We start from the raw sequence: 19,229 nt of genomic DNA, 5'->3' as shown, positions 1-19,229 counted from the left end.
ATCCAGGCCACCCTCCCCGCCGGCTCGCGCGTGCGGATCACCAAGGTGGAGTTCCCCACCGCGTGGGTCGTCACCGAGCGCGTCCTCTACTCCCCGCGCACCTGGCCGTGGGTGTACGTGACGGTGGAGGGCGCGCCCCCGGGGGAGCAGGTGGTGCTGGTGCTGCCGCCCAATCTCGACCGGCCGGACGCGTTCCGCGCGGAGCTGGAGAACACGCTGTCGCCCCACTCGCCCAAGGCGCAATTGGATGGCTTCAGCGCGGCGGTGAAGGAGGCGGTGCGCACCAAGAAGCTGGTGGCGGACATGCCCGCGGACGCGGTGCGCATGGCCTGGGGGCCTCCGGAGTCCATTCGCCGCACGCTGGAGGGCACCGCGAAGAACGAGGAGTGGCGCTACACCGGCGAGCGCCGCAAGGCGTTCCTCACCGACGGGAAGCTGGTGCGCGCGGAGGAGGCGGGCAAGCCCGTCCTGCCCTGAGCCATGGCGCCGGCCTGGCGCCGGGGGCTTAGCGCCGGCCGCCGCGGCGGTGCTGCTTCTTGCCGCCGCCGCCCCCGCCCTTGCGCTGGGCCTGGGCCTCGCCGGGCCGGGTGAGGCGGGGCAGCTCTCCGGCCATCACCGGCCAGTAGTCGCCCTTGAGCAGCTCCTCCACCAGCTGCGCCTGGGTGAGCACGTCGCGCTTGAAGAAGGTGGCGCCGCGGCCCATCTCGTCCAGGGAGCCGCGCGCGTCGCTACCACCCACGCAGGGCAGCTTGAGCACGTCCGCGGCCTCCACGGCCAGGTCGTTCGCGGTCTGCTTCACCTTGGCGTTGTAGCCCTCCACGGCGCACAGCACGCCCGACAGCGAGCGCACGTAGTCCATGGCGGGGTTGGGCACGTCACGGTCGAAGGGGCGGGCCGCGACGATGGCCGCGCCCATCGCCTTCACCTTGGGCAGGCACTCGGCGGCGCTCCAGGGCTTCTCCCGGTTGCTGCCCCACATCTGCACGGGCTCCGGCGCCAGCTCCGGCTTCGGGAAGAAGCACAGGTACTGACCGCGGTCCGTCACCAGCTCCAGGCCGACGAAGACCTTCACCTTGGACTTCGCGCCGATCTCGAAGAGCTCGTCGCAGCCGTCCTGGGTGTTGGTCTCCGTGAACGCCACCGCGTCCAGGCCGAACATCGCCGCCCGCTCCAGCACGGCGCGCGGCTCCAGTTCGCACCCCTTGGACAGATGGGAATGGGCGTGTAGGTCGATGAGCATGGGCGACGCGTGCCTAACAGGCCTCCCAGGGCCTGTCGAGCCCGCGCGCACTCACCGCTCAGGCGTACGCGTAGGACTGGAAGTTGCCCTGCTTGGCCTGGCTGTTCTTCTCCTCGTACGTGCGGATGAGGTAGCCCATCAGCATCAGCGAGGAGGTGTTCTCCAGCACCCGCGAAGGGTCCTTGGAGATGAGGTTCGCGCTGTAGTTCAGGAAGAACTGCGCCAGCTCCTCGCCCGCCTCCTTTACGATGAGGGCGTTGAGCGCACTCGGTTCCATGGTGCGGATGGTGTTGATGAAATCGACCGCCAGGTCCTTCTTCGTCTTCATGTCCACGGTCCTGCCCCCTCTTTCCGCCCTGGCCCTGAAGCCGGAAATGGCTCCGGGCCCCCGCCCCAATCCAAGAACCGGGTGCGACCGGGTGAACCTATGCATGCAGGTGCACCTGCAAACCCCCACCCCCGTCGCGCTCCCCCGCTCCCTCGCGGATCAGAACTTTTGGAGCGCAGCATTTTTGACACCCTGAAAAGGCGTGTGCGATAACCCCCGGTCAAGCCTTTTCTCACCACCGCACAAGGAGTGGCAGGCGATGTTCACGGGCGTGAAGGTCTTCTCCGCGACGAAGGCCAAGGAGCGGGAAGAGTTGGGTGAGAACGTCACCCGTTGGATCAAGAGCAACGCGGACCTGGAGATCGTGGACCGGGTCGTGTGTCAGTCCTCCGACAACGAGTTCCACTGCTACACGCTGGTGCTGTTCTACAAGCACGCGAAGCCGCCGGCCCCGCCGGCCTGACGGCCGCGCAGCCCTGGCCGCATCCCGGGCCCGACCTCTTCCGTCCACGCTCTTTTCCGGAGCGCGCGGGGAGGCCGGGCCTTTCCGTTTCCCTATGTTATGGTCCGCGCCGTGGCGCGCTTCGGGGACGACAGCGGGGAGGAGGACCGGCAGCTTCGCACGGACGCCCTGCCGGCGATGCGCTCGGCGCGGGTGCGGGTGCGGCTGTTGGTGCTGTCCGGCCCGGACGCCGGCCAGAGCTACCCGCTGGCGCCCGGGCGCTACCGGGTGGGCGCGGACGCGAGCTCGGACGTGATCATCGCGGACCGGGCCGTGTCTCGCAGCCACCTGCTGCTGGACGTGCGCGAGGACAGCATCCAGGCCGTGGACGTGGGCTCGCGCAACGGCTCGTTCTGCGAGGGCATGCGCTTCACCACGTTGGAGGTGCGCCCCGGCGCGGTGCTCACGCTGGGCACCACGGAGCTGAAGCTCGTCCCGGAGGCAGAGAAGGCGCACACCCTGCCCCTGTCCAACCGGGAACGGTTTGGCAACCTGGTGGGCCAGAGCCGGCGGATGCGCGAGGTGTTCACCCTGCTGGAGCGCGTGGCCCAGGGCGAGTCCGACGTGCTCATCCAGGGCGAGACGGGCACCGGCAAGGAGCTGTGCGCGGAAGGGCTGCACCTGCACGGCGCGCGCTCCAAGGGGCCCTTCGTCATCGTGGACCTGGCGGGCGTGGCGCCGCAGCTGTTGGAGTCGGAGCTGTTCGGCCACGTGAAGGGCGCCTTCACGGGCGCGCAGGCGGACCGGGCGGGCGCCTTCGAGCGCGCGCACGGGGGCACCCTCTTCCTGGATGAAGTGGGCGAGCTGCCCCTGGAAGTACAACCCCGGCTGCTGCGCGCGCTGGAGCGCCGGCAGGTGAAACGGGTGGGCGCCAACGACTACCGCTCGGTGAACGTGCGGGTGGTGGCGGCCACGCACCAGGACCTGGAGGGCGCGGTGAAGGCGGGCCGCTTCCGCGGGGACCTGTTCCACCGGCTCGCGGTGCTGCGCGCGACGCTGCCGCCCCTGCGCGAGCGGCCGGAGGACATCCCGCTGCTCATCGACACCGTGCTGGAGCGCATGGGCAAGCCGCCCAGCGCCCTGTCGGACCAGACGCGCGCCCTGCTCGCCCAGTACCCGTGGCCGGGCAACGTGCGCGAATTGCGCAACGTGGTGGACCGGGTGGTGAGCCTGGGCGAGTCCGCGCTGCCGGACCTGCCGGACACGCCGCCCGCGCGCCCTGCCCTGTCGCCGGACCTGGGTCCGGAGGACACGCTGTCGCTGGCGCTGGAGCTGCCCTTCAAGGAAGCGAAGGAGCGCCTCATCGAGGGCTTCGAGCGCGACTACCTGCGCACGCTGCTGGAGCGGTGTGGCGGCAACGTCTCCAAGGCCTCGCGCGAGGCGGGCATCGACCGCGTCTACCTGCGGAAGCTGCTGCGCAAGCATGGGCTGGTGTCCGGTCCGGACTGACAGCGGCCCCTGCCCCCACCCGGAGTCACGGTCGCCGTGGCCCGGGTGACACTGGGTCGGACCTCCTTGCCAGGGGTGGTTGTCGGACGGGGTTTCCGCCCCATCTTGGGAGCACCAACGCACGCGAGGTGGGTGCCATGCGCCAGGGATGGGGGAGGTGGCTGTTCGCTGGAGGGCTCTTGGGAGGGCTCGTGCTGGGCGTCAGCGGGTGCCAGTCGCGGGACGGGGCCGCCGTCGCGGAGAGCGGCATGGTGCCGGCGCTCGCGGTGTTCCAGCCCCGCGTGGAAGTGCCGATGGACGAAGGCACCGGCGGAAGCGGGAGCGTGGGCGAGACGGTGGCCGCGGAGGTCCCGGACTTCTACGGCACGGTGACCCTCGCCGGCACGCGGGGCTTCACGGTGCGCGACGACGACGGCGTGGAGCGGCCGTTCGAGGTGGCACCATCCACGCGCATCCTGCGCGACGGCAAGCGCGTGGCCCGCGCCCAGCTGCACCCGGGCGTGCTGGTGCACACGACCTACGGCGAGCGGCTGGGGACGTGGGTGGCCACCGATGTGGAGATCTACTCCGGCACGCCGTCGAGGGATTTGACCGCGGCGGTAGCACCGGTGAAGCGCTGACGGACGCGGCGCCCTGCGTCAGTAGACGGCGAGCGCCTGCGGCAGGTGGTAGCTCACGATGGTGAGCACGGGGATCTTCGGGCCCTCGTCCTCGTCGTCCGTGGTCATCCCGGAGGTGACGCGCAGGCCGTCGAAGCGCGCGAGGATGACGTAGTCGCGGCGGGTCTCCAGGAAGGGATCCGGCGCGGCCAGGCGGCCCAGGGCCTCGCGGCCGGTCTCCTCGGAGAGGTTGTCGTAGGTGCGCTCGGAGGCGGACTGGGTGGTGCTCTCGCGCGTGAAGATGGTGCCGCCCACGCGGCCCTCGCCGGTGAGCGCCGTGCGTCCGCCCAGGTCGCCGGAGGCTTCCGTCACGGTGTCGGTGTTGTAGGCGATGCCGACCTCGCGGCGGGAGCCCACGGACTGGAGGCCCTGCTCCACCAGCCACAGCGTGGGACGCTCCCCTTCCGAGCGCTGGTCCGCCACCTGCGCGCGCAGGAGCACGTAGCGGCCCCGGTAGGTGTCCGGCTGGGCGATGGCGGACGCGAGCGAGAAGATGGGCACCTTGCGCGCGTGGAGCAGGCGCAGCTCGCCGTCCACGCTGCCGCCGCGCTGGGCCACCACGCGGGCGATGAGGTTGGCGGCGTCCGGACGCACGCGCAGGTCCTCCGCCCACGCGCTGCCCAGCACCGCGCCCAGCTGGGTGAAGCCAGGCGCCTCCGCGCACACCTTCAGGGCCAGCCACGCGTCGTCGCGCGAGGACGCCTGGAGCTTGCGGGCGGCACCCTCGCAAGCGGCGGGCGTGGAATAGCGGGCCAGGAACGCGCGGGCGTCATGCGGCGACGGGGGCGGTTCCTCGGAGGCGACGGAGCGCCGGGCGGCCGGCGGAGGCGTCTGGGGAGGCGGCGCGTCCGTGAGGGCGCGATCCTCCAGGGCGACGTGCGAGTGCGAGGCACCGCAGCCGGTGGCGAGCGCACCCAGGAGGGTCAGCAACGGAAGACGGGGCATGGCGCGGGGCTCCTTGAAGTGCGGCAGCGCGGCGGGGCCGGGGCTGCGAAGGCTTCCGCGCGGTGACGTGGCGCGGGGCCGTGAAAGGCGACGAACGGACCGCGAAGCGCGGCGGGTGCGCTACAGCGAGGCGGAGTCGGTGTGCTGCGAGCTCGCGCGCGACGGCGCCTGGCGCGGGATGGAGGCGGACGGGGGCAGCATCATGGAGCAGGCGTCGTGGCAGCGGTCGTCCATGCACGCGAGCGTGGTGGGGCCGGCCTGCTGCCGCGACACGGCCGCGTAGCAGCTGTCGCCGGTGCCGGGGCACTGGCTGCGCGCGGCGCACTCACAGCAGGTGGAGGCCACGGAGGCCATCAGCTGCACGTCCTGGAGCACCGTGGACAGCGCGCGGTAGCAGGCGCGGGCCACGGGCGCGAAGCGGCCCTTGGCGTCCACCACCGGCGAGTTGCCGTCAATGCCGCAGCGGCCCACGACGTCCGCGTACTTGCGCTCGCAGACGGCGACGAGCTTCGGATCCGGCGTGCCGTCCCGCGCGTTGCTCACGGCCTCTGAACAGAGGGCGCGCGACGCGTCCTTCAGCAGCTTCACGTTCGCGGACTCCACGTCCGCGTTCGCGGCACCGGGAGGCGGCAGCTCCGCTTCGAACACGCACTCCTTGCCCGCGCGCAGCGTGTCGATGGTGCATGCCCACGCGGTGGGAGACGCATCCACGAGCGGGGGCGCGCCCAGCGCTTCGGGAGGCAGGGACGACGGCGCGGGGCCCGACGGCGCGGCGCCGAGGAGGAGCAGGGACAGGAGCATCGCCTTCATGGGTCCAGCAGCGTAGGCCCTCAGCCCGCGCCGCTCAAACCGCTCCGCCGGGAGGGTGTTCGTCCACCATCACGCCCGTGGGTCCGGGCGGACCAGCCTCCGGCTTCACCGGAAGCGCCTTCGTGCGGCCGATGACGATGGGCGGCTCGATGAGCCGGGGCGGTGTCGCCCGGGTGTCCGCCGGGTCCGGCACCCACACCGGGTCCTCCGGCCCGCTCCCCCGCTTCCACTTGCGCGGCACCCGACGGAAGCCCACCGGGTACACCGTCAGTTGGCCCTCCGCGTCGAAGTGGAGCCGGAGGAAGTTCTTCCAGTCCGGAATGGACAGCGAGGAGAACGCCTCGTTGGGGTGACAGGAGAACACGTTGAGCGACAGCAGCAGGTACGCGCCCACCACCAGGGGCCCCAGCAGCGCGCCGCCTCCCAGGAGCAGCAGGCCGCTGAAGAGGTCGCGCCGCAGACTCCACTGAAACTCCGCCGCCAGCGGCGCGGCGATGGCGGACACGCCCCACGTGAGCAGCAGCGCCACGGCCAGGTGCGCCACCCCGTGCATGACGCCGGCCGCCTTCTTCCAGTGGGGTCCCCTGCGGCCGTCCGCGAACGCCACGGTGCCCAGCACCACCCCTGCGCCAAGAATCAACGAGCCCGTGCTCTGCAACGCCGCGTTGATGACCTCCCGGAAAGAAGGCGCACCCAGGGCCCCCTCGTTGAGGTTCGCGGCGACGCCCCAGCCCAGCAGCGTGTAGACGACGCCCATGAAGGCGCTGAACCACGGGTTGATCACGGGGAACAGCAGGTTGCGCCAGGCGAGCCGCTGGGACGTCTGCTTCGGCGGGAAGCACGCCTGCTGCACGAAGCCGCCCGGTCGCTGGTCCACCTTCGGCAGGTGCGTGGGATGCAGGAAGGCCCCTCCCCCACCCGCGACGATCTTCTGCCGCCCGTCCGCGTCCTCGTGCCGACGGTAGTGGTGCAGGTCCCCCGCGAGGAAGACGCTCACCCGCTTGCCCAGCACCTTGCGCTCCAGGAAGTCGATGTTGTTGTCCAGGAAGCCGCGGCCCGCATGGGGCATCACCTGCTGTTTGATCCAATCGGGCTCCGCGTTGCAGAGGATGACGCGATCCGTTTCCTCCATGCACGCGGCCACCTTCTGGAAGAACCTCACCTGCGGCGCGTCCAGGTCGGACTCCAGCTGCATGTCCGTGCCCAGGAGCCACCAGCCGTGCGGCAACCTCAGCGCGAAGTAGCTGCGCCGCTGCTGGGTGCGCCAGCCGCTGGAGAGCCGGCCCTGGCAGAACAGGCGCGTGAAGGACACCAGCCCGTCGTACCAGTCGTGGTTGCCCGGCACCGCGAACAGGTGCGGCCGGTGGCGCCGCCGGTTCAGGGCGTCCTCGTACGGCACCACCGTGCGCGCCTGGTACTCCGCCACGCTCGCGGTCGGATAGACCTCATCCCCACCGAACACGAGCACGTCGCCGCCCCGGGTGACGTGCGTCTTCCCGGTGTCATCCGTCAGCTCCAGCTCCGGCGCCATCACCGTGGAGGCCACCGCGTAGGTGGAGTCCCAGCCATCACCCAGGTCCGACACGTAGTCCAGCCACAGCTCCTCGCGCGGGTGCCTGGAGTCGTCCACCGAGTAATCGAACGCCAGCTTCTGGGGCTGCGCCACCGCGTCCAGCAGCCGCCGGTCCGCCTGCCGTCCGAACGTCCCCGACAGCAGCGCCTTCAGGCCCGACTTCACGAGCACGGCCGGGTCGAACCACGACACCATCGGCTTGCCCTGGGGCGTCTCCGGCGGGGGCGCGGGCCGCGTGCGCCGGCCCGGCATGCGGCTCACATCGGAGGCGCGGACGGCCATGGCCCCTCCTCCGGTGCCTGCCACGAACGCCCTCGCGTGGCGCGGCGGTGCGAGTCGATGAGCGCATCCGCGAAGCGGTCCGCGAGCGCGGCGATGGTGAGGCTCGGGTTGGGCCCGGTGGGGCCCGGCATCATGGCTCCGTCGGCCACGTACAGGCCGGGGTGGCCAAAGGCCTCCCCCGTCGCGTCCACCACGCCGGTCTCCGGCCCGCGTCCCATGGGACAGCCGCCCAGCGGGTGCACGGTGATGACCCGGCTCAGGTAGCTGAGCGGGTTCTGCACCAGCTTGCCTTCCAGCGTCCGGGCGATGTCCGCCATCGACTGGCGCAGCTCGTCGAAGTACTCGCGCGAGCCGCTCACCCGCCAGTCGATGGCCAGCATCCCGTCCTGCGTCAGCCGCATGTGGCCGTTGGGGATGTCACGCCCCATGCCCAGGAGCGGCAGTGACGTCGCGGAGCCCAGGCAGTCCCCGAGCAGCTCGGCGATCTCCTCGCTCACGTCGGAGTCGCGCGTGAGGCCCGTCCACCCGCGGATGAGGCGCCACGCCAGCTTGAGGCCGCGCTCCAGCAGCGGCACCTGGTGCGCGCCCTCGTAGAGCCAGTTGACGAACTCCGGGTAGCCCGCGTCCTCGATGTAGTAGCCCCGGCCCGTTCCGCCCTCCTCCCTGCTCCGGAAGTGCAGCGCGCTGGTGATGACCGGGCCGTGCCCGCCCTCCAGGATGCGCGGCAGCTGCTTGCCGGTGCTCGAATCGTGGCACTGGCGCATGAAGCCCAGCAGGTCGCCGTTGCCACAGAAGCGCGTGCCCAGCTGTCCGCTCAGCCCCGGGAAGTTCCGCCGGTTCTTCAAGAGCAGGAACGGGGTGCCGAACGTGCCCGCCGCCAGCACCAGCCGGTCCGCCGTCACGGTGGTGCGCGGCTGCAGGGACTGGGGGCCTTCACGCGGCACGTCCTCCGGCGCGTCCGTGTGGTCCAGGTACTGCACCACGTAGCCGCCGCCCTCCGCGGGCCACAGCTCCGTCACCTCCGCGCGCGTGCGCAGCTCCGCCCCGGCGCGCTTCGCCGCGGACAGGTACGTGTAGTCGAGCGTGTTCTTGCTGCCCGTGTTGCAGCCCACGTCGCACTCGCCGCAGAGGTGACAGGTGGTGCGCGTGCGGCCGTGCAGGTTGGGATGCTCCTCGCGGATGGGCTCGCCGGGGACGGGCACCTCGCCCGGGTTGCCGAACGTCACCGCCAGCGGCGGCAGCTGCCAGTCGCCCCCGCGGCCCAGGCGCTCGGCCGCGAGCTTCATGGCCAGCGTCTTCGCCGTCGTCGAGTAGGGCGCGTGCTCCAGCGGGTAGCGCTGCGCGTGCATCATCCGCTCCACGGCGTCGTAGTGCGATTCCAGATCCGCGCGGGTGACGGGCCAGTCCTCGTAGCCTCCGCCGTGGAGGTCCTCGTGGATGAAGGTCTTCTCGTCCTTGCGCAAGAGCACGTTGGCGTAGATGAGCGACCCGCCGCCCAGCCCCGCGGACACCACGCCGCCCAGCCCCTGGAAGGACCAGAGGTTGAACAGGCCGTGCATCCCCTTGCTCGGGTCCCAGAAGTTGCGGCGCATGTCGTGCGGACTGCGCGGGAAGGAGCCCGGCGGATACGCCTTGCCGCGCTCCAGCACGCACACACGCAGGCCCGCGTCCGCCAGCCGCCACGCCATCACCGAGCCGCCGAAGCCCGACCCCACGATGACGACGTCGAAGTGCTCAGCCCTCGTGGCCATGCGTGGCCTCCCCTTCCCGCTCGCGCACCGGCGCCTCCGGCGCGTAGAGGTCCCAGAGCGCGCCCAGGAACAGGTGGCCGAAGCGGGCCACCATGCCCGCGCCCTCCACGCCCCCGCGCCCCGAGCGCATGCTGGAGACCAGGTGGAGCAGCTCCCGCATGCCCAGCACCAGCACGCCCGCGCCCACCACCGGGCCTCGCGCGTCCGGGCCTTCGTGCAGGTAGCTGTAGAGGCGCGTGGTGTCGCGCCAGAGGTCGGGCCCCGGGTCGTCGCGCAGCGTCTTCGTGCCGTCCAGGTAGTAGTCCTGGCCGTGGGCCTGGAAGCGCAGGCCGTAGGTCATGATCTTCGTGCGCGGATCATCCGTTGCGCGGAAGAGGTTGAAGCTCCCCTCGCGCACGGGCAGGTCCATGCCCAGCGGCTTGAACTGCACGTGCGCCACCAGCCGGGCCGCGTGGTTGGCGTCGCGGATGAACGCCTCCATGTCGTCGATGGTGATGGTGCAGTGCATGGTGAAGGGCGTGGAGCGCCCGTCATGGGCGCCGGCCTCGGGGTCGGTGGTGCCCATCGCGAGGGGGCCGGACATGGTCTCGCGGAAGGTCAGGTCATAGGAGGGTTCGGTCATCTGCGTGATCTCCGGGGTGAGGGGCAGGCCCTGGGCGTCCGCCACCGACAGGTAGCGCCAGGCGTCCGAGTAGCCCTGGTCGATGAGGGTCGCGGCCGTGACGTGGCCCGCGTAGAAGTCCGGGTCCAGCGGCAGCGGGTGCTCCGGCCGGATGAGGTGCACGGTGATGGGCCGCGCGTGGCCCGGCACGTGCTCGCCCGCGAGGATGCGCGCGTTGAGTTCGCGCACCTGCTCCAGCTCCGCGAAGAGCGCGCCGTTCGCGCTCAGCTCGATCATGTGGACGTACTGGCGGAAGAAGCCGTCGTGGTACTGGGGCGTGTTGCCGATGCACCAGACGACCCACACCTCGTCCGCGCCCCGGTGCACGGCCTCCATCACGTTGGCGTCCTGGATCCACACCGAATCCAGGTAGAGGTGCCCGTCCCTCGCCACGGGGGGCATGAAGAGCGGAAGGGAGATGCCCGCCACCAGCAGGTCGCGGTCCACGTCCGTGTGCGGGATGACCTCGTTCGTCTTCCGGGCGAAGTCACAGACGTTGAAGGTGCCCAGGCGCTCGCGGTTCGCGCGGATGGCGTCCACGTCCACCCCCAGGTGCGGGAAGACGTGCTGGATGATGCCGTCCGCGGCACCCATCGCGTGGAGCTTCCAGGGCCGCGCGTAGTCGTCCAGCGGCATCAGCGACACGAAGTCCTTCACGTCCAGCGTCCGCCACCGCTCGCACATCTCCGCGGGGGACTGGCCGGACATCCACATCGCCAGGGTGATGATGCCGCCCGACGTGCCGTCCGCGTGGGCGAAGGACAGCCGCGCGTCCGTCAGCGCGCGCAGCACGCCCGCCTGCCACGCGACGCGCATGCCGCCACCCGCGAGGATGAGCGAGCGCCGGGGTGCCTCCGCGGACGACGCCTGGACCCCCGGGTCCTCCCCGAGCGCCCGCAGGGGCCGCCCCAGCGGCTTGGGCTCGCGGGTCGCATCCGCCACGCGCAGCGTGCTGACCGAGGGGTGGGTGGCCTCCGGGGGCGCCTCCTCTGTCTGGGGCTTGAGCACGGAGATGATCTGCTCGCGCTGGCGCAACGAGGCGTAGAAGCCCAGCACCAGCGCGGCGCTCACCGCGTCGAACGCCGCCACCCCCAGGGCCAGCGGTGACAGCAGGCCGCGCCCCACGCCAATCGCCACCATCGCGCAGGCCCCCACCTTCTGGAGGCCCGTCCACAGGAAGGCGGCCGGGTTCGCGCGGGGCTCGTGCAGGCCGTGCAGGAGCAGGCCGCCGAACAGCACCATGAACATGCCCACGATGCGGAAGAAGTGCGCGGGCGCGGCGGACGCATCCGCGCGCAGCAGGCGCAGCTCCACCCCGGGCAGGAGCAGCTGCGCCGCGCCGGTCACCAGGGTGATCCACCCGATGGCGGCGAGGGCCCAGCGCCAGGGGCGTCCGTTGACGCGGGCCTGTCGCTCCAGCCATCTCGACGCGGTGGGGCTCATGCGTGGGCCTCCCGGCGCGGAGGCATGGACACCCCGAGGCGCCAGCGCTCTGCCGCCGGCTGCTCCGCGCGCAGCACCCGGTGCACGAAGTAGCCCAGCGTCAACAGCCACTGCACCGTCCACAGCCCCACGCGGATGCGGTTCATCCGCATCCACGCGCCCAGCACCTCCGTCAGCCGCGCAGGCGACGTGATGCCGGCCGCCATCTCGTCGTTGTACGGGAAGATGAAGATGCGCGTGAGCAGCGTGGCCACCACCACCGCCAGCAGCACGCCCAGCGGATACCAGCGCAGGGCCGTCTTGCGCTCGCGCCACGCCAGCACCCCGGACGACAGCAGCATCACCGCCGTCATCCAGGTGAAGAACCGCGTGGCCGCCTGCACCTGCGGCACGAACTGCAGGTAGTAGTTGTCCACCGTGAGCTGGGGCGCGATGGGGAACGAGAAGAGGATGAGCGACCAGCCCGTGCCCAGGTACATGGACGTGCACAGCAACAGCAGGCACGCGTTCACCAGGTCCAGGAGGCCGCCGCGCTTCATGGCCGCGCGTCCTCGCGCGAACGCACGTCGTGGAGCGGCACGACTTCCTGGAGCACCCTCGGCGGCGCCCCGTCCGGCTCCGCTTCCGGCGGCGGCATCGGCGTCTGGTCCTGCCCCAGGGCCACCACGCTCTCCAGCCCCTCCGGGTACGTGGCCTCGGGGAGCGTGGGCTGGGTGAGGAACCACGCCTCGAAGTGGTCATCCAGCACGCCGCTGGACGACGGGAAGAACCCGGTGAAGAAGGCGCGCGGGGAGATGCTCAGGTCCCGCAGCGCCTTGACGCGCGGATGGTCCCCCAGCTCCAGCGTCCCCCACGCGTGCTTGCCCAACCGGAAGCCGAACCGGCCCCGGAAGTAGATGGTGGACTTCATCAACATGCCCCGGAAGGCGCAGTAGTTCACCGCCGCCATCCGCAGCGGCAGCCACGCCAGCTTCGGGCGCTCGATGCGCACGCGCACCGCCTGCTGGCCGCCCTCCTCGTAGCGGCTGCTCACGGAGCCGTTCTCCATCCGGAAGTCCAGCCGGGCCAGGTGCTTGGGCATGCCCCAGATGCCCTTGCCGCCCTTCACGGAGACCTCCGTGTTCACCGGCAGATCCACCACGTACTGGCCCACGCCGAAGTGCTTCTGGAACAGCAGCGGCAACAGCGGCGGCGCGGGCCTGCGTCCGTGCGTGCACGCCAGCGCGATGCTGAACTCGATGTACGCGCCGATGTCCGTCTGCTTGTAGTCGATGACGGAGATGAGCAGCACGGCCCGGTCGCGCGACACGCGCAGCGGGTGCAGTTCGTTGCCGGGCAGCAGGCTGGCCGCGCGGCGTGCGTCCACCGTGAAGGCGGCCATCAGCGCCGGTGCGCCTTTCGAATCCACTGGCAGCGCGTACGGGATGCCGTCCACCCGCGAGTAGCGGCCGGACTGTCTCTGGATGCGTCGGGGGAGGAACATGGCGGGCCTTTCGTCAGTGGGTCACACGGCGGTCGAGCTCGGAGAGCATGAGGGGGAAGACGTCCTGGGACGCGCGCTTGCCCATGAAGACGTCCAGGTGGCCGTAGCCGGGCAGCATGTGCAGCGCGTGATGGCCCGGGTGGAAGTGCTCCAGGTGTTCGAAGGTGCGGCGCTGGCTCTCCGCGAGGAAGCAGCGGTTCTCCTCGCCCGCGAAGAAGACGAAGCGCGCGTCCGTCTGGGGCTCGCGCTCGCCCAGGTCCTCCGGCAGCGCGCGGAAGCCCTCCACCGGCACCAGGTGGCCCGCGCGCACGCACTCCTCCATCTGGCGGAAGAACGTGAAGGGCACCGGGCCGAACTCGTGCTGGAGCCAGTCGTGCGTCTGGGCGTTCAGGTTCTCGTGCCGCCACAGCACCGGGAACCCCGTGCCGTAGGTGAAGCTCGTCCAGCGGCAGACCAGGTTCTCGCACTCGTGATGTGTCGCCTGCACCACGCGCGTCAGCATGCGCGCCGTGCGCGTGGGGCCGCCGTAGGCCCACTGCGGATCCAGGTACGGCGTCAACTGCGCGACCAGCGGGACGGCGTAGCGCAGCTTCAGCTTCGCGGTCGCCGGCACCACCGGGTGCAGGGACACGGCGTTGGTGAGGATGAGGTCCACCTGCGGCAGCAGCCCCGCCACCGCGGCCATGGTGAAGCTGGTGGAGCCCTGGCAGTGGATGATGGCCTTGACCTTGTCCGCCCCCGTCTTCTCCACCACGGTGCGGATGGCGGGCGGATGGTCCAGGACGGCGGCCTGGTCCAACGTCCACTCGCCCGGCTCCACGTCGATGCTGGCGCGCCAGTTCTCCAGCCACACGTCGTAGCCGTCTTCAATCAGCGCATCCACCACCGTCTGGCGCACCGGCGCGCGGAAGATGTTCCCGCGCACGCCGGCGCCATGCACCAGCACCACCGGCCCCTTGTCCGCCTTCTCGAGGCCGCGCAGGTGCACCAGGTGCAGCGCGCGGCCGTCGCCCGCGAGGAAGGGCACGATCTCCTCGGAGTAGCGCGGCTCATGGATGGTTTCCGCGGACATGACACGTCCCCCAACACCGCAAACGTTGGTCGGTGCGGAAGGGGCGACAACCGGCGTGCACCTCCGCCTGACAGGGGCAGCGGGCAACGGCGCTGCGCCTCCCTGTCACTCCGCCCGCGTTAGCCTTTGGGGTGCTATGCGTGAGGGCATGCACGCGGACACGGGCTGGAGCGACTACGAGGGCGGCGCGACGCTCGGGGGCATGGGCAGCCAGGGTGGCACCGTCCTGCGGGACGAGGGCTTCCGCGACGTCCTGCGCCTCACCTACGAAGCGGACGACTCGCGCTCCTTCCACGTCGTCACCTGCGGCGTGTCCGGCTGGTTGTCGCACCCGCGCTTCTTCGACAACGCGGCGGATGCGCTCCACGCCTTCGAGTCCATGAAGCCCGCGCTGGAGGAGCTGGGCGCGGCGCTCCCGGAGGGCGGTCCGAAGTCCCCCGCGGACGGCCGGGCAGCGGGTCCACTGCTCGCCGCCTTCCGCGTGCGGTTTTCCTGAGTCGCGGCCCTTCCGCGCAAGGATTGCTTAAGGTTCGCCCGCGATAACCCGGCTCACCTTCCGGTCAGCCCCGGACGGTCCTCGAGCGGTATCCCCGCCGCTCCTGGCTCCCAAGCTCACGGAGGAACCCCGGATGAAGAGCGAATCCCCCCAGGACCCTTCCCCCAAGGTCATCACGCGCCGGAGCATCCTGCGCGGCATTGGCCTGTCGCTGGCCGCGGTTCCCGTGGCGAAGCTGCTCGTCGCCTGCGGTGGAGACGACACGAGCGGCGGCGACACCCGCCTCGACGCAGGCACGGACGCGGGCGCCGACTCCGGCGTGGTGGACCCGGGCTTCTGGGCCACGGGGGGCACCGCGGCGATGACGGCCGCCGCCACGTACCCGGATCCGTTCGCCTCCGGCATCGGCACCGTGTGCAACCTCACCTGCGAGGCCACGCTGGGCCCCTGCTACGCGACCACGGTGGACCGCAAGGACATCAGCGAGGGCCATGACGGCCTGCCGGTGCGCCTGTCCTTCCTCATCGTCAACGAGGCCTGCACGCCCATCCCGGGCGCCACGGTGGACATCTGGCACGCCGCGCCGGAAGGCCTGTACTCCGGCGAGGACGCGAGCGACTTCTGCACCTCCGGCGACGCGACGGCGCGCGCGGCGCGGTGGTTCCGGGGCGTGCAGACCACGGATGCCAGCGGGCGCGTGGACTTCGACACCTGCTTCCCCGGTTGGTACAGCAGCCGCACCATCCACATCCACTTCACCGTGCGCGTGAACGGCCAGGAGTTCGTTACGTCCCAGTTGTTCTTCGACGACACGACGAGCGACGACATCGTCACGAACCAGCCGCTCTACAACACGCGTGGCGCGCGAGACACGACCAACCAGAACGACACGGTGGTCTCCGGGGACGCGGTGGGCGACTACCTCTTCGCCACGCAGCGCATGGCGGACGGCGCGATGCTGGCATCCAAGACGCTGGTCATCCGCTCCTCTTTGAACAACGCGTCCTGCGCCATGCCGGGTGGCAGCGGCGGTGGCGGTGGGCCCGGGGGTCCCCCGCCGGGTGGCGACGGCGGCATGGGGCCTCCGCCTGGCTGGGATGGTGGCATGGGTCCTCCGCCGGGCTTCGACGGCGGGATGCCCTGAACTACGGTGAGCCGGGCCATCCTGGAGCCTGGAGTCCTCCGGGGTGGCGTGTCCGAAGGGAGGCATGGCGCATGGGCGACCGCATCCTGCTGGTGGAGGATGACGACCCGCTCGGGTCCCAGATTGTCGGGCACCTGCGGGGCGCGGGCTTCGAGCCCATGTGGTGGCGCGAGGGCCGCCTGCTGGTGGCCGGCGACCTGCCGGACGTGAGCCTCGTGGTGTTGGACCTGATGCTGCCCGGCACCTATGGCCTGGACATGCTCAAGGCGCTGCGGACCTTCTCGGAGGTCCCGGTGCTCATCCTGAGCGCGCGCAACGACACACTGGACAAGGTCCGCGCGCTGAAGCTGGGCGCGGACGACTACATGACCAAGCCCTTCTGGCCGGAGGAGCTGGTGGAGCGCGTGCGTGCGCGCCTGCGCCGCCCCACCCTGCAGAAGGAGCAGGTGGTGGTGGAGGTGGGCCCGCTGCGCATCGACCTGCAGGGGCACACGGTCCAGGTGCAGGGCCGCCCGGTGGAGCTCACGCGGGTGGAGTTCGAACTGCTCGCGTCGCTGGCGCGCAGGCCCCAGGAGGCGGTGACGCGGCAGTGGCTGGTGGAGCACGTGTTGGATCCAGAGCGTGAGGGCACGGAGCGCACGCTGGACGTCCACGTGTCGCGGCTGCGGCGCAAGCTGGGTCCGGTGAAGTGCGTGGAGACGGTCTGGGGCGTGGGCTACCGGCTGGTGCCTGGGGAGGATGCGTGAAGCTGCGGCTGCGACTGGCGCTCACGGCGGTGGCGGTGACGGTGCCCGCGGTGTTCGCGCTGGTGCAGGTGGAGCACTCGGTGCGCCGCCGCACGACGGACGAAGTCATCATCGCGTCCACGATGTCGCAGATGCAGTCCGGGGGCCGCGAGCGCTGCGAGGCCGCGCCGGAGACCTGGATGGTCCGCTCCCGTGCGCAGCGTCCGGTCTGGGAGCGTGAGGGCCTGCCCGACGACAGAGGCGGTCCGCCCCCCGGGGTCCCCTCTCCGAACGAGTCGCGAGGAAGCGGTCCCGCCATGGGAGTTCCCAGGCCTGGCGACGAGGGCCCTCCCCGCTCGAGCAGGGGCCCGCTGGGCCGTCGGCTGCCGCCGGTGAACCTCTATCCGTTCGACGGGCAGTTCGTTTCGCGCAATCCGCAGGCCCCCGCGGTGGACGACGAACTGCGCCAGGGCGTCCGGGACGATGGCGTGGGCGTACGCCGCTACTCCAAGGAGGACGGCGCGCTGGTGCAGGACCTGTTGCTGCGCATGCCCTGGGATGGAGGGCCCTGCGAGTACGTGCTCGCGCGTCGCGTGGAGCCCCCGGGGTCGCCGGAGGTGGGGTTGCCGCCGCTGTACATCTGGGGCGTGCCCACGCTGATCCTCCTGTCCGCGATGGTGGTGGCGTTGGGGCCGGTGGTGCAGCGCCTGCGCCGGCTGACGGAGGAGGTGCGAGCCTCGTCGGGCAGCCGCTACGAGCAGCCCGTCACGGTGAATGGCAGCGACGAGATCGCGGAGCTGGCCAGGGCCTTCCAGCAGGCGCGAGCGGAGATCCAGGCGCAGCTGGCGCACCAGCAAGCGCGCGAGCAGACGCTGCGGGACTTCCTGGCCAATACGACGCACGACGTGATGACGCCGCTCACGGTGTTGCAGGGCCACCTGGCCGCGATGCAACAGCGGCTGCGTGCGGGAGAGCCGCTGGAGTCAGGCCTGATGTTGTCCGCGATGAGCGAGGCGCACTACATGGCCTCGCTGGTACACAACCTGGGAGCCGCCGCGAGGCTGGAGGCAGGAGCGCCACAGGTGCAACACACGCCCGTGGACCTGAACGCGCTGGTGTCCCGGGTGCTGGGCCGTCATCAGCCCATCGCGAGGCCGCGGCGCATCGCCCTGGAGAGCGGAGTCCCGGCGACGCCCACCTGGGTGATGGGCGACGAGACGTTGCTGGAGCAGGCGGTGAGCAACGTGGTGCTCAACGGCATCCGCTACGGACGCGAGGACGGCCACGTCGCGGTAGTGCTGGAAACGACGCGACAGCAGTCCTTCACCCTGCGCGTCATCGACGACGGACCGGGCATCTCCGAGGAAGAGCGGTCGAGGATCCTGGAGCGCCGCTTCCGGGGCAACGCGGCGCGAACCCGGGAGCCACAAGGCCAGGGCCTCGGCTTGCACATCGTGCACAACGTGGTGGAGCTGCACGGCTGGAAGATGACCCTGGCGCCGTCGGAATACGGAGGCCTGGAGGTCGCCTTCACCGGCCCGCTGATGTCGCCACCGGGGTGACAGGAGGCACGAGGGACCGCGTTACCACGAAGTCCACGAACTCTGGCCAGGCGGCCTGGAGTGAGTCCTGTGACGCCTCCCCGAACAGGGCGATGGCATCCACCGGCCGCGCCTCCCCCGTGAGCTGCTCGATGCACCAGGCCTCCAGCGCATTGCGCAACCCGCGCAACGGTCCGGTGAGGTTTTCCAGCGCGGCATCTCCCAGCAGCGCGCGAGCCTCTGCCCAACGACCCTCCCGGCACGCCACCACCGCCGAAGCGAGCGGTGCGAACCCCAGGGGAAAGTCCGCCTGGGACTTCGCCTCCGCCAGCCGGAGCTCCACCCGCGCCAGCCGCCCCTCGAGCGCGTCCACCAGCGCGAGCGCCGCGGACAACACCGCGCGGAACCGCGGCGTGAGGTCCTTCCGCGACTCCAAGCTCGACAGCTCTCGCCCCGCTGTCGGCAACCGCCAGAGCTGGAGCTGGGTGATGCCGATGTTGTACGTGGGAACAACCTGGATCTTCGCCAGCGGACGCGCGGCCTCGAACCGCTCGAGCGCGGCGGCCACCCTCCCCTCCGACAGCAACTGGAGTCCTTCGTCCGTGAGCTTCTTGCTCCGGCGGTAGCGCGGAAGGAAGTAGAGGGCCACTGGCACCAGCAGAACGAGCATGACGATGGGAAACATCATCTGCGCCTGCCGCGGGTCGGGAATGAAGTGGTGCAGCACCTTGGGCACGCCCAGGAGCACCAGCATCATCACCACCGCGTACGGCCAGGATTTCCGCATGCGTCGCCTTCTAGCCAGGTCGTCAGACGCTCGTCAGCAAATCCCGCGCCATGAAGCGCTCCGCAAGGACGTGCGTCGTGCGGACCACAACAGGGGGCCGCGACGTCGTGCACACGCGGACGGCAACGCGGGGCCGTGGGCAGAGGCACCCGTCGGGCGCCATGTTCCGTAAACCTGTCCGACAGTCGGACAGGTTCGCGGCGAGGGGCGCGCCGGGCTGAACGGCCACGAGGACGGCGGGCCCACGAGTCCATGTCAGACCCGTCTGGTTGGATGGGCGTGGCTGGGGCGAGGAGGGTGGCGGTGATGGTGCGGGTGGGGCTCGTGGCGTACGTGGA

Annotated in this window: 18 protein-coding genes and 1 pseudogene; 8 read left to right on the top strand and 11 right to left on the bottom strand. The window is 71.1% G+C overall.

Annotation, left to right across the window (positions count from 1 at the left end):
* Positions 1–477: pseudogene (locus tag D7W79_RS43725) on the top strand (hypothetical protein); the annotation flags it as partial.
* Positions 478–505: 28 nt separating this feature from the next.
* Here the strand turns inward: D7W79_RS43725 and D7W79_RS20805 are convergent.
* Together D7W79_RS20805 and D7W79_RS20800 are read right to left on the bottom strand one after the other, a co-directional pair.
* Positions 506–1,240, bottom strand: coding sequence for a PHP-associated domain-containing protein (locus D7W79_RS20805; RefSeq protein ID WP_120527133.1), 735 nt, complete (start codon positions 1,238–1,240; stop codon positions 506–508).
* Positions 1,241–1,298: 58 nt separating this feature from the next.
* Positions 1,299–1,574, bottom strand: coding sequence for a hypothetical protein (locus D7W79_RS20800; RefSeq protein WP_043321624.1), 276 nt, complete (start codon positions 1,572–1,574; stop codon positions 1,299–1,301).
* A 253-nt stretch (positions 1,575–1,827) separates the two neighbouring features.
* On the opposite strand from D7W79_RS20800, the gene D7W79_RS20795 reads away from it, so the two are divergent.
* From D7W79_RS20795 to D7W79_RS20785, 3 genes are all read left to right on the top strand, one after another.
* On the top strand, positions 1,828–2,031 hold the full coding sequence (locus D7W79_RS20795) for a hypothetical protein (protein WP_120527132.1): 204 nt from the start codon (positions 1,828–1,830) through the stop codon (positions 2,029–2,031).
* Positions 2,032–2,130: 99 nt separating this feature from the next.
* Positions 2,131–3,519, top strand: a complete 1,389-nt coding sequence (locus D7W79_RS20790) for a sigma 54-interacting transcriptional regulator (protein WP_120527131.1) — start codon at positions 2,131–2,133, stop codon at positions 3,517–3,519.
* Between the two features lie 137 nt (positions 3,520–3,656).
* Positions 3,657–4,139, top strand: coding sequence for a hypothetical protein (locus D7W79_RS20785; RefSeq protein ID WP_147441990.1), 483 nt, complete (start codon positions 3,657–3,659; stop codon positions 4,137–4,139).
* A gap of 18 nt (positions 4,140–4,157) precedes the next feature.
* Here the strand turns inward: D7W79_RS20785 and D7W79_RS20780 are convergent, their stop codons facing one another.
* From D7W79_RS20780 to D7W79_RS20745, 8 genes are all read right to left on the bottom strand, one after another.
* Entirely contained in the window at positions 4,158–5,123 is a 966-nt protein-coding gene (locus D7W79_RS20780; protein WP_120527129.1) for a hypothetical protein, read from the bottom strand.
* Positions 5,124–5,243: 120 nt separating this feature from the next.
* Positions 5,244–5,933, bottom strand: a complete 690-nt coding sequence (locus D7W79_RS20775) for a hypothetical protein (RefSeq protein WP_120527128.1) — start codon at positions 5,931–5,933, stop codon at positions 5,244–5,246.
* A 34-nt stretch (positions 5,934–5,967) separates the two neighbouring features.
* Positions 5,968–7,788 carry a metallophosphoesterase family protein gene (locus tag D7W79_RS20770; RefSeq protein ID WP_120527127.1) on the bottom strand — a complete coding sequence of 607 codons (1,821 nt, stop codon included), beginning with the start codon at positions 7,786–7,788 and terminating at the stop codon, positions 5,968–5,970.
* Positions 7,764–9,539 (bottom strand): GMC oxidoreductase, encoded by a 1,776-nt coding sequence (locus tag D7W79_RS20765; RefSeq protein ID WP_120527126.1) that lies wholly within the window; start codon positions 9,537–9,539, stop codon positions 7,764–7,766. The genes D7W79_RS20770 and D7W79_RS20765 overlap by 25 nt, the downstream gene beginning before the upstream one ends.
* Complete coding sequence (locus D7W79_RS20760; protein ID WP_120527125.1) at positions 9,523–11,643, bottom strand: patatin-like phospholipase family protein; 2,121 nt, start codon at positions 11,641–11,643, stop codon at positions 9,523–9,525. The genes D7W79_RS20765 and D7W79_RS20760 overlap by 17 nt, the downstream gene beginning before the upstream one ends.
* Positions 11,640–12,182 (bottom strand): hypothetical protein, encoded by a 543-nt coding sequence (locus tag D7W79_RS20755; protein WP_120527124.1) that lies wholly within the window; start codon positions 12,180–12,182, stop codon positions 11,640–11,642. The genes D7W79_RS20760 and D7W79_RS20755 overlap by 4 nt, the downstream gene beginning before the upstream one ends.
* Positions 12,179–13,126 (bottom strand): acetoacetate decarboxylase family protein, encoded by a 948-nt coding sequence (locus tag D7W79_RS20750; protein ID WP_120527123.1) that lies wholly within the window; start codon positions 13,124–13,126, stop codon positions 12,179–12,181. The genes D7W79_RS20755 and D7W79_RS20750 overlap by 4 nt, the downstream gene beginning before the upstream one ends.
* 13 nt (positions 13,127–13,139) lie before the next feature.
* Positions 13,140–14,198, bottom strand: coding sequence for an alpha/beta fold hydrolase (locus D7W79_RS20745; RefSeq protein ID WP_120527122.1), 1,059 nt, complete (start codon positions 14,196–14,198; stop codon positions 13,140–13,142).
* A 136-nt stretch (positions 14,199–14,334) separates the two neighbouring features.
* On the opposite strand from D7W79_RS20745, the gene D7W79_RS20740 reads away from it, so the two are divergent.
* From D7W79_RS20740 to D7W79_RS20725, 4 genes are all read left to right on the top strand, one after another.
* A complete protein-coding gene (locus tag D7W79_RS20740; protein WP_244221876.1) occupies positions 14,335–14,694 on the top strand; it encodes a hypothetical protein in 360 nt (119 codons plus the stop codon).
* Positions 14,695–14,827: 133 nt separating this feature from the next.
* Positions 14,828–15,838: a dioxygenase family protein gene (locus D7W79_RS20735; protein WP_120527120.1), complete on the top strand. Its 1,011-nt coding sequence runs from the start codon at positions 14,828–14,830 to the stop codon at positions 15,836–15,838.
* 71 nt (positions 15,839–15,909) lie between these two features.
* On the top strand, positions 15,910–16,584 hold the full coding sequence (locus D7W79_RS20730; RefSeq protein WP_120527119.1) for a response regulator transcription factor: 675 nt from the start codon (positions 15,910–15,912) through the stop codon (positions 16,582–16,584).
* Positions 16,581–18,125: a sensor histidine kinase gene (locus D7W79_RS20725; RefSeq protein WP_120527118.1), complete on the top strand. Its 1,545-nt coding sequence runs from the start codon at positions 16,581–16,583 to the stop codon at positions 18,123–18,125. Before D7W79_RS20730 ends, D7W79_RS20725 begins: the two co-directional genes overlap by 4 nt.
* Here the strand turns inward: D7W79_RS20725 and D7W79_RS20720 are convergent.
* A complete protein-coding gene (locus tag D7W79_RS20720) occupies positions 18,094–18,891 on the bottom strand; it encodes a hypothetical protein (protein ID WP_120527117.1) in 798 nt (265 codons plus the stop codon). The two genes, D7W79_RS20725 and D7W79_RS20720, sit on opposite strands and share 32 nt — an antisense overlap.
* Positions 18,892–19,229: the final 338 nt, after the last annotated feature.

The organism is Corallococcus exercitus, assembly GCF_003611585.1.
Classification (GTDB): Bacteria; Myxococcota; Myxococcia; order Myxococcales; family Myxococcaceae; genus Corallococcus; species Corallococcus exercitus.
This window is presented reverse-complemented; position numbering and strand designations above follow the sequence as displayed.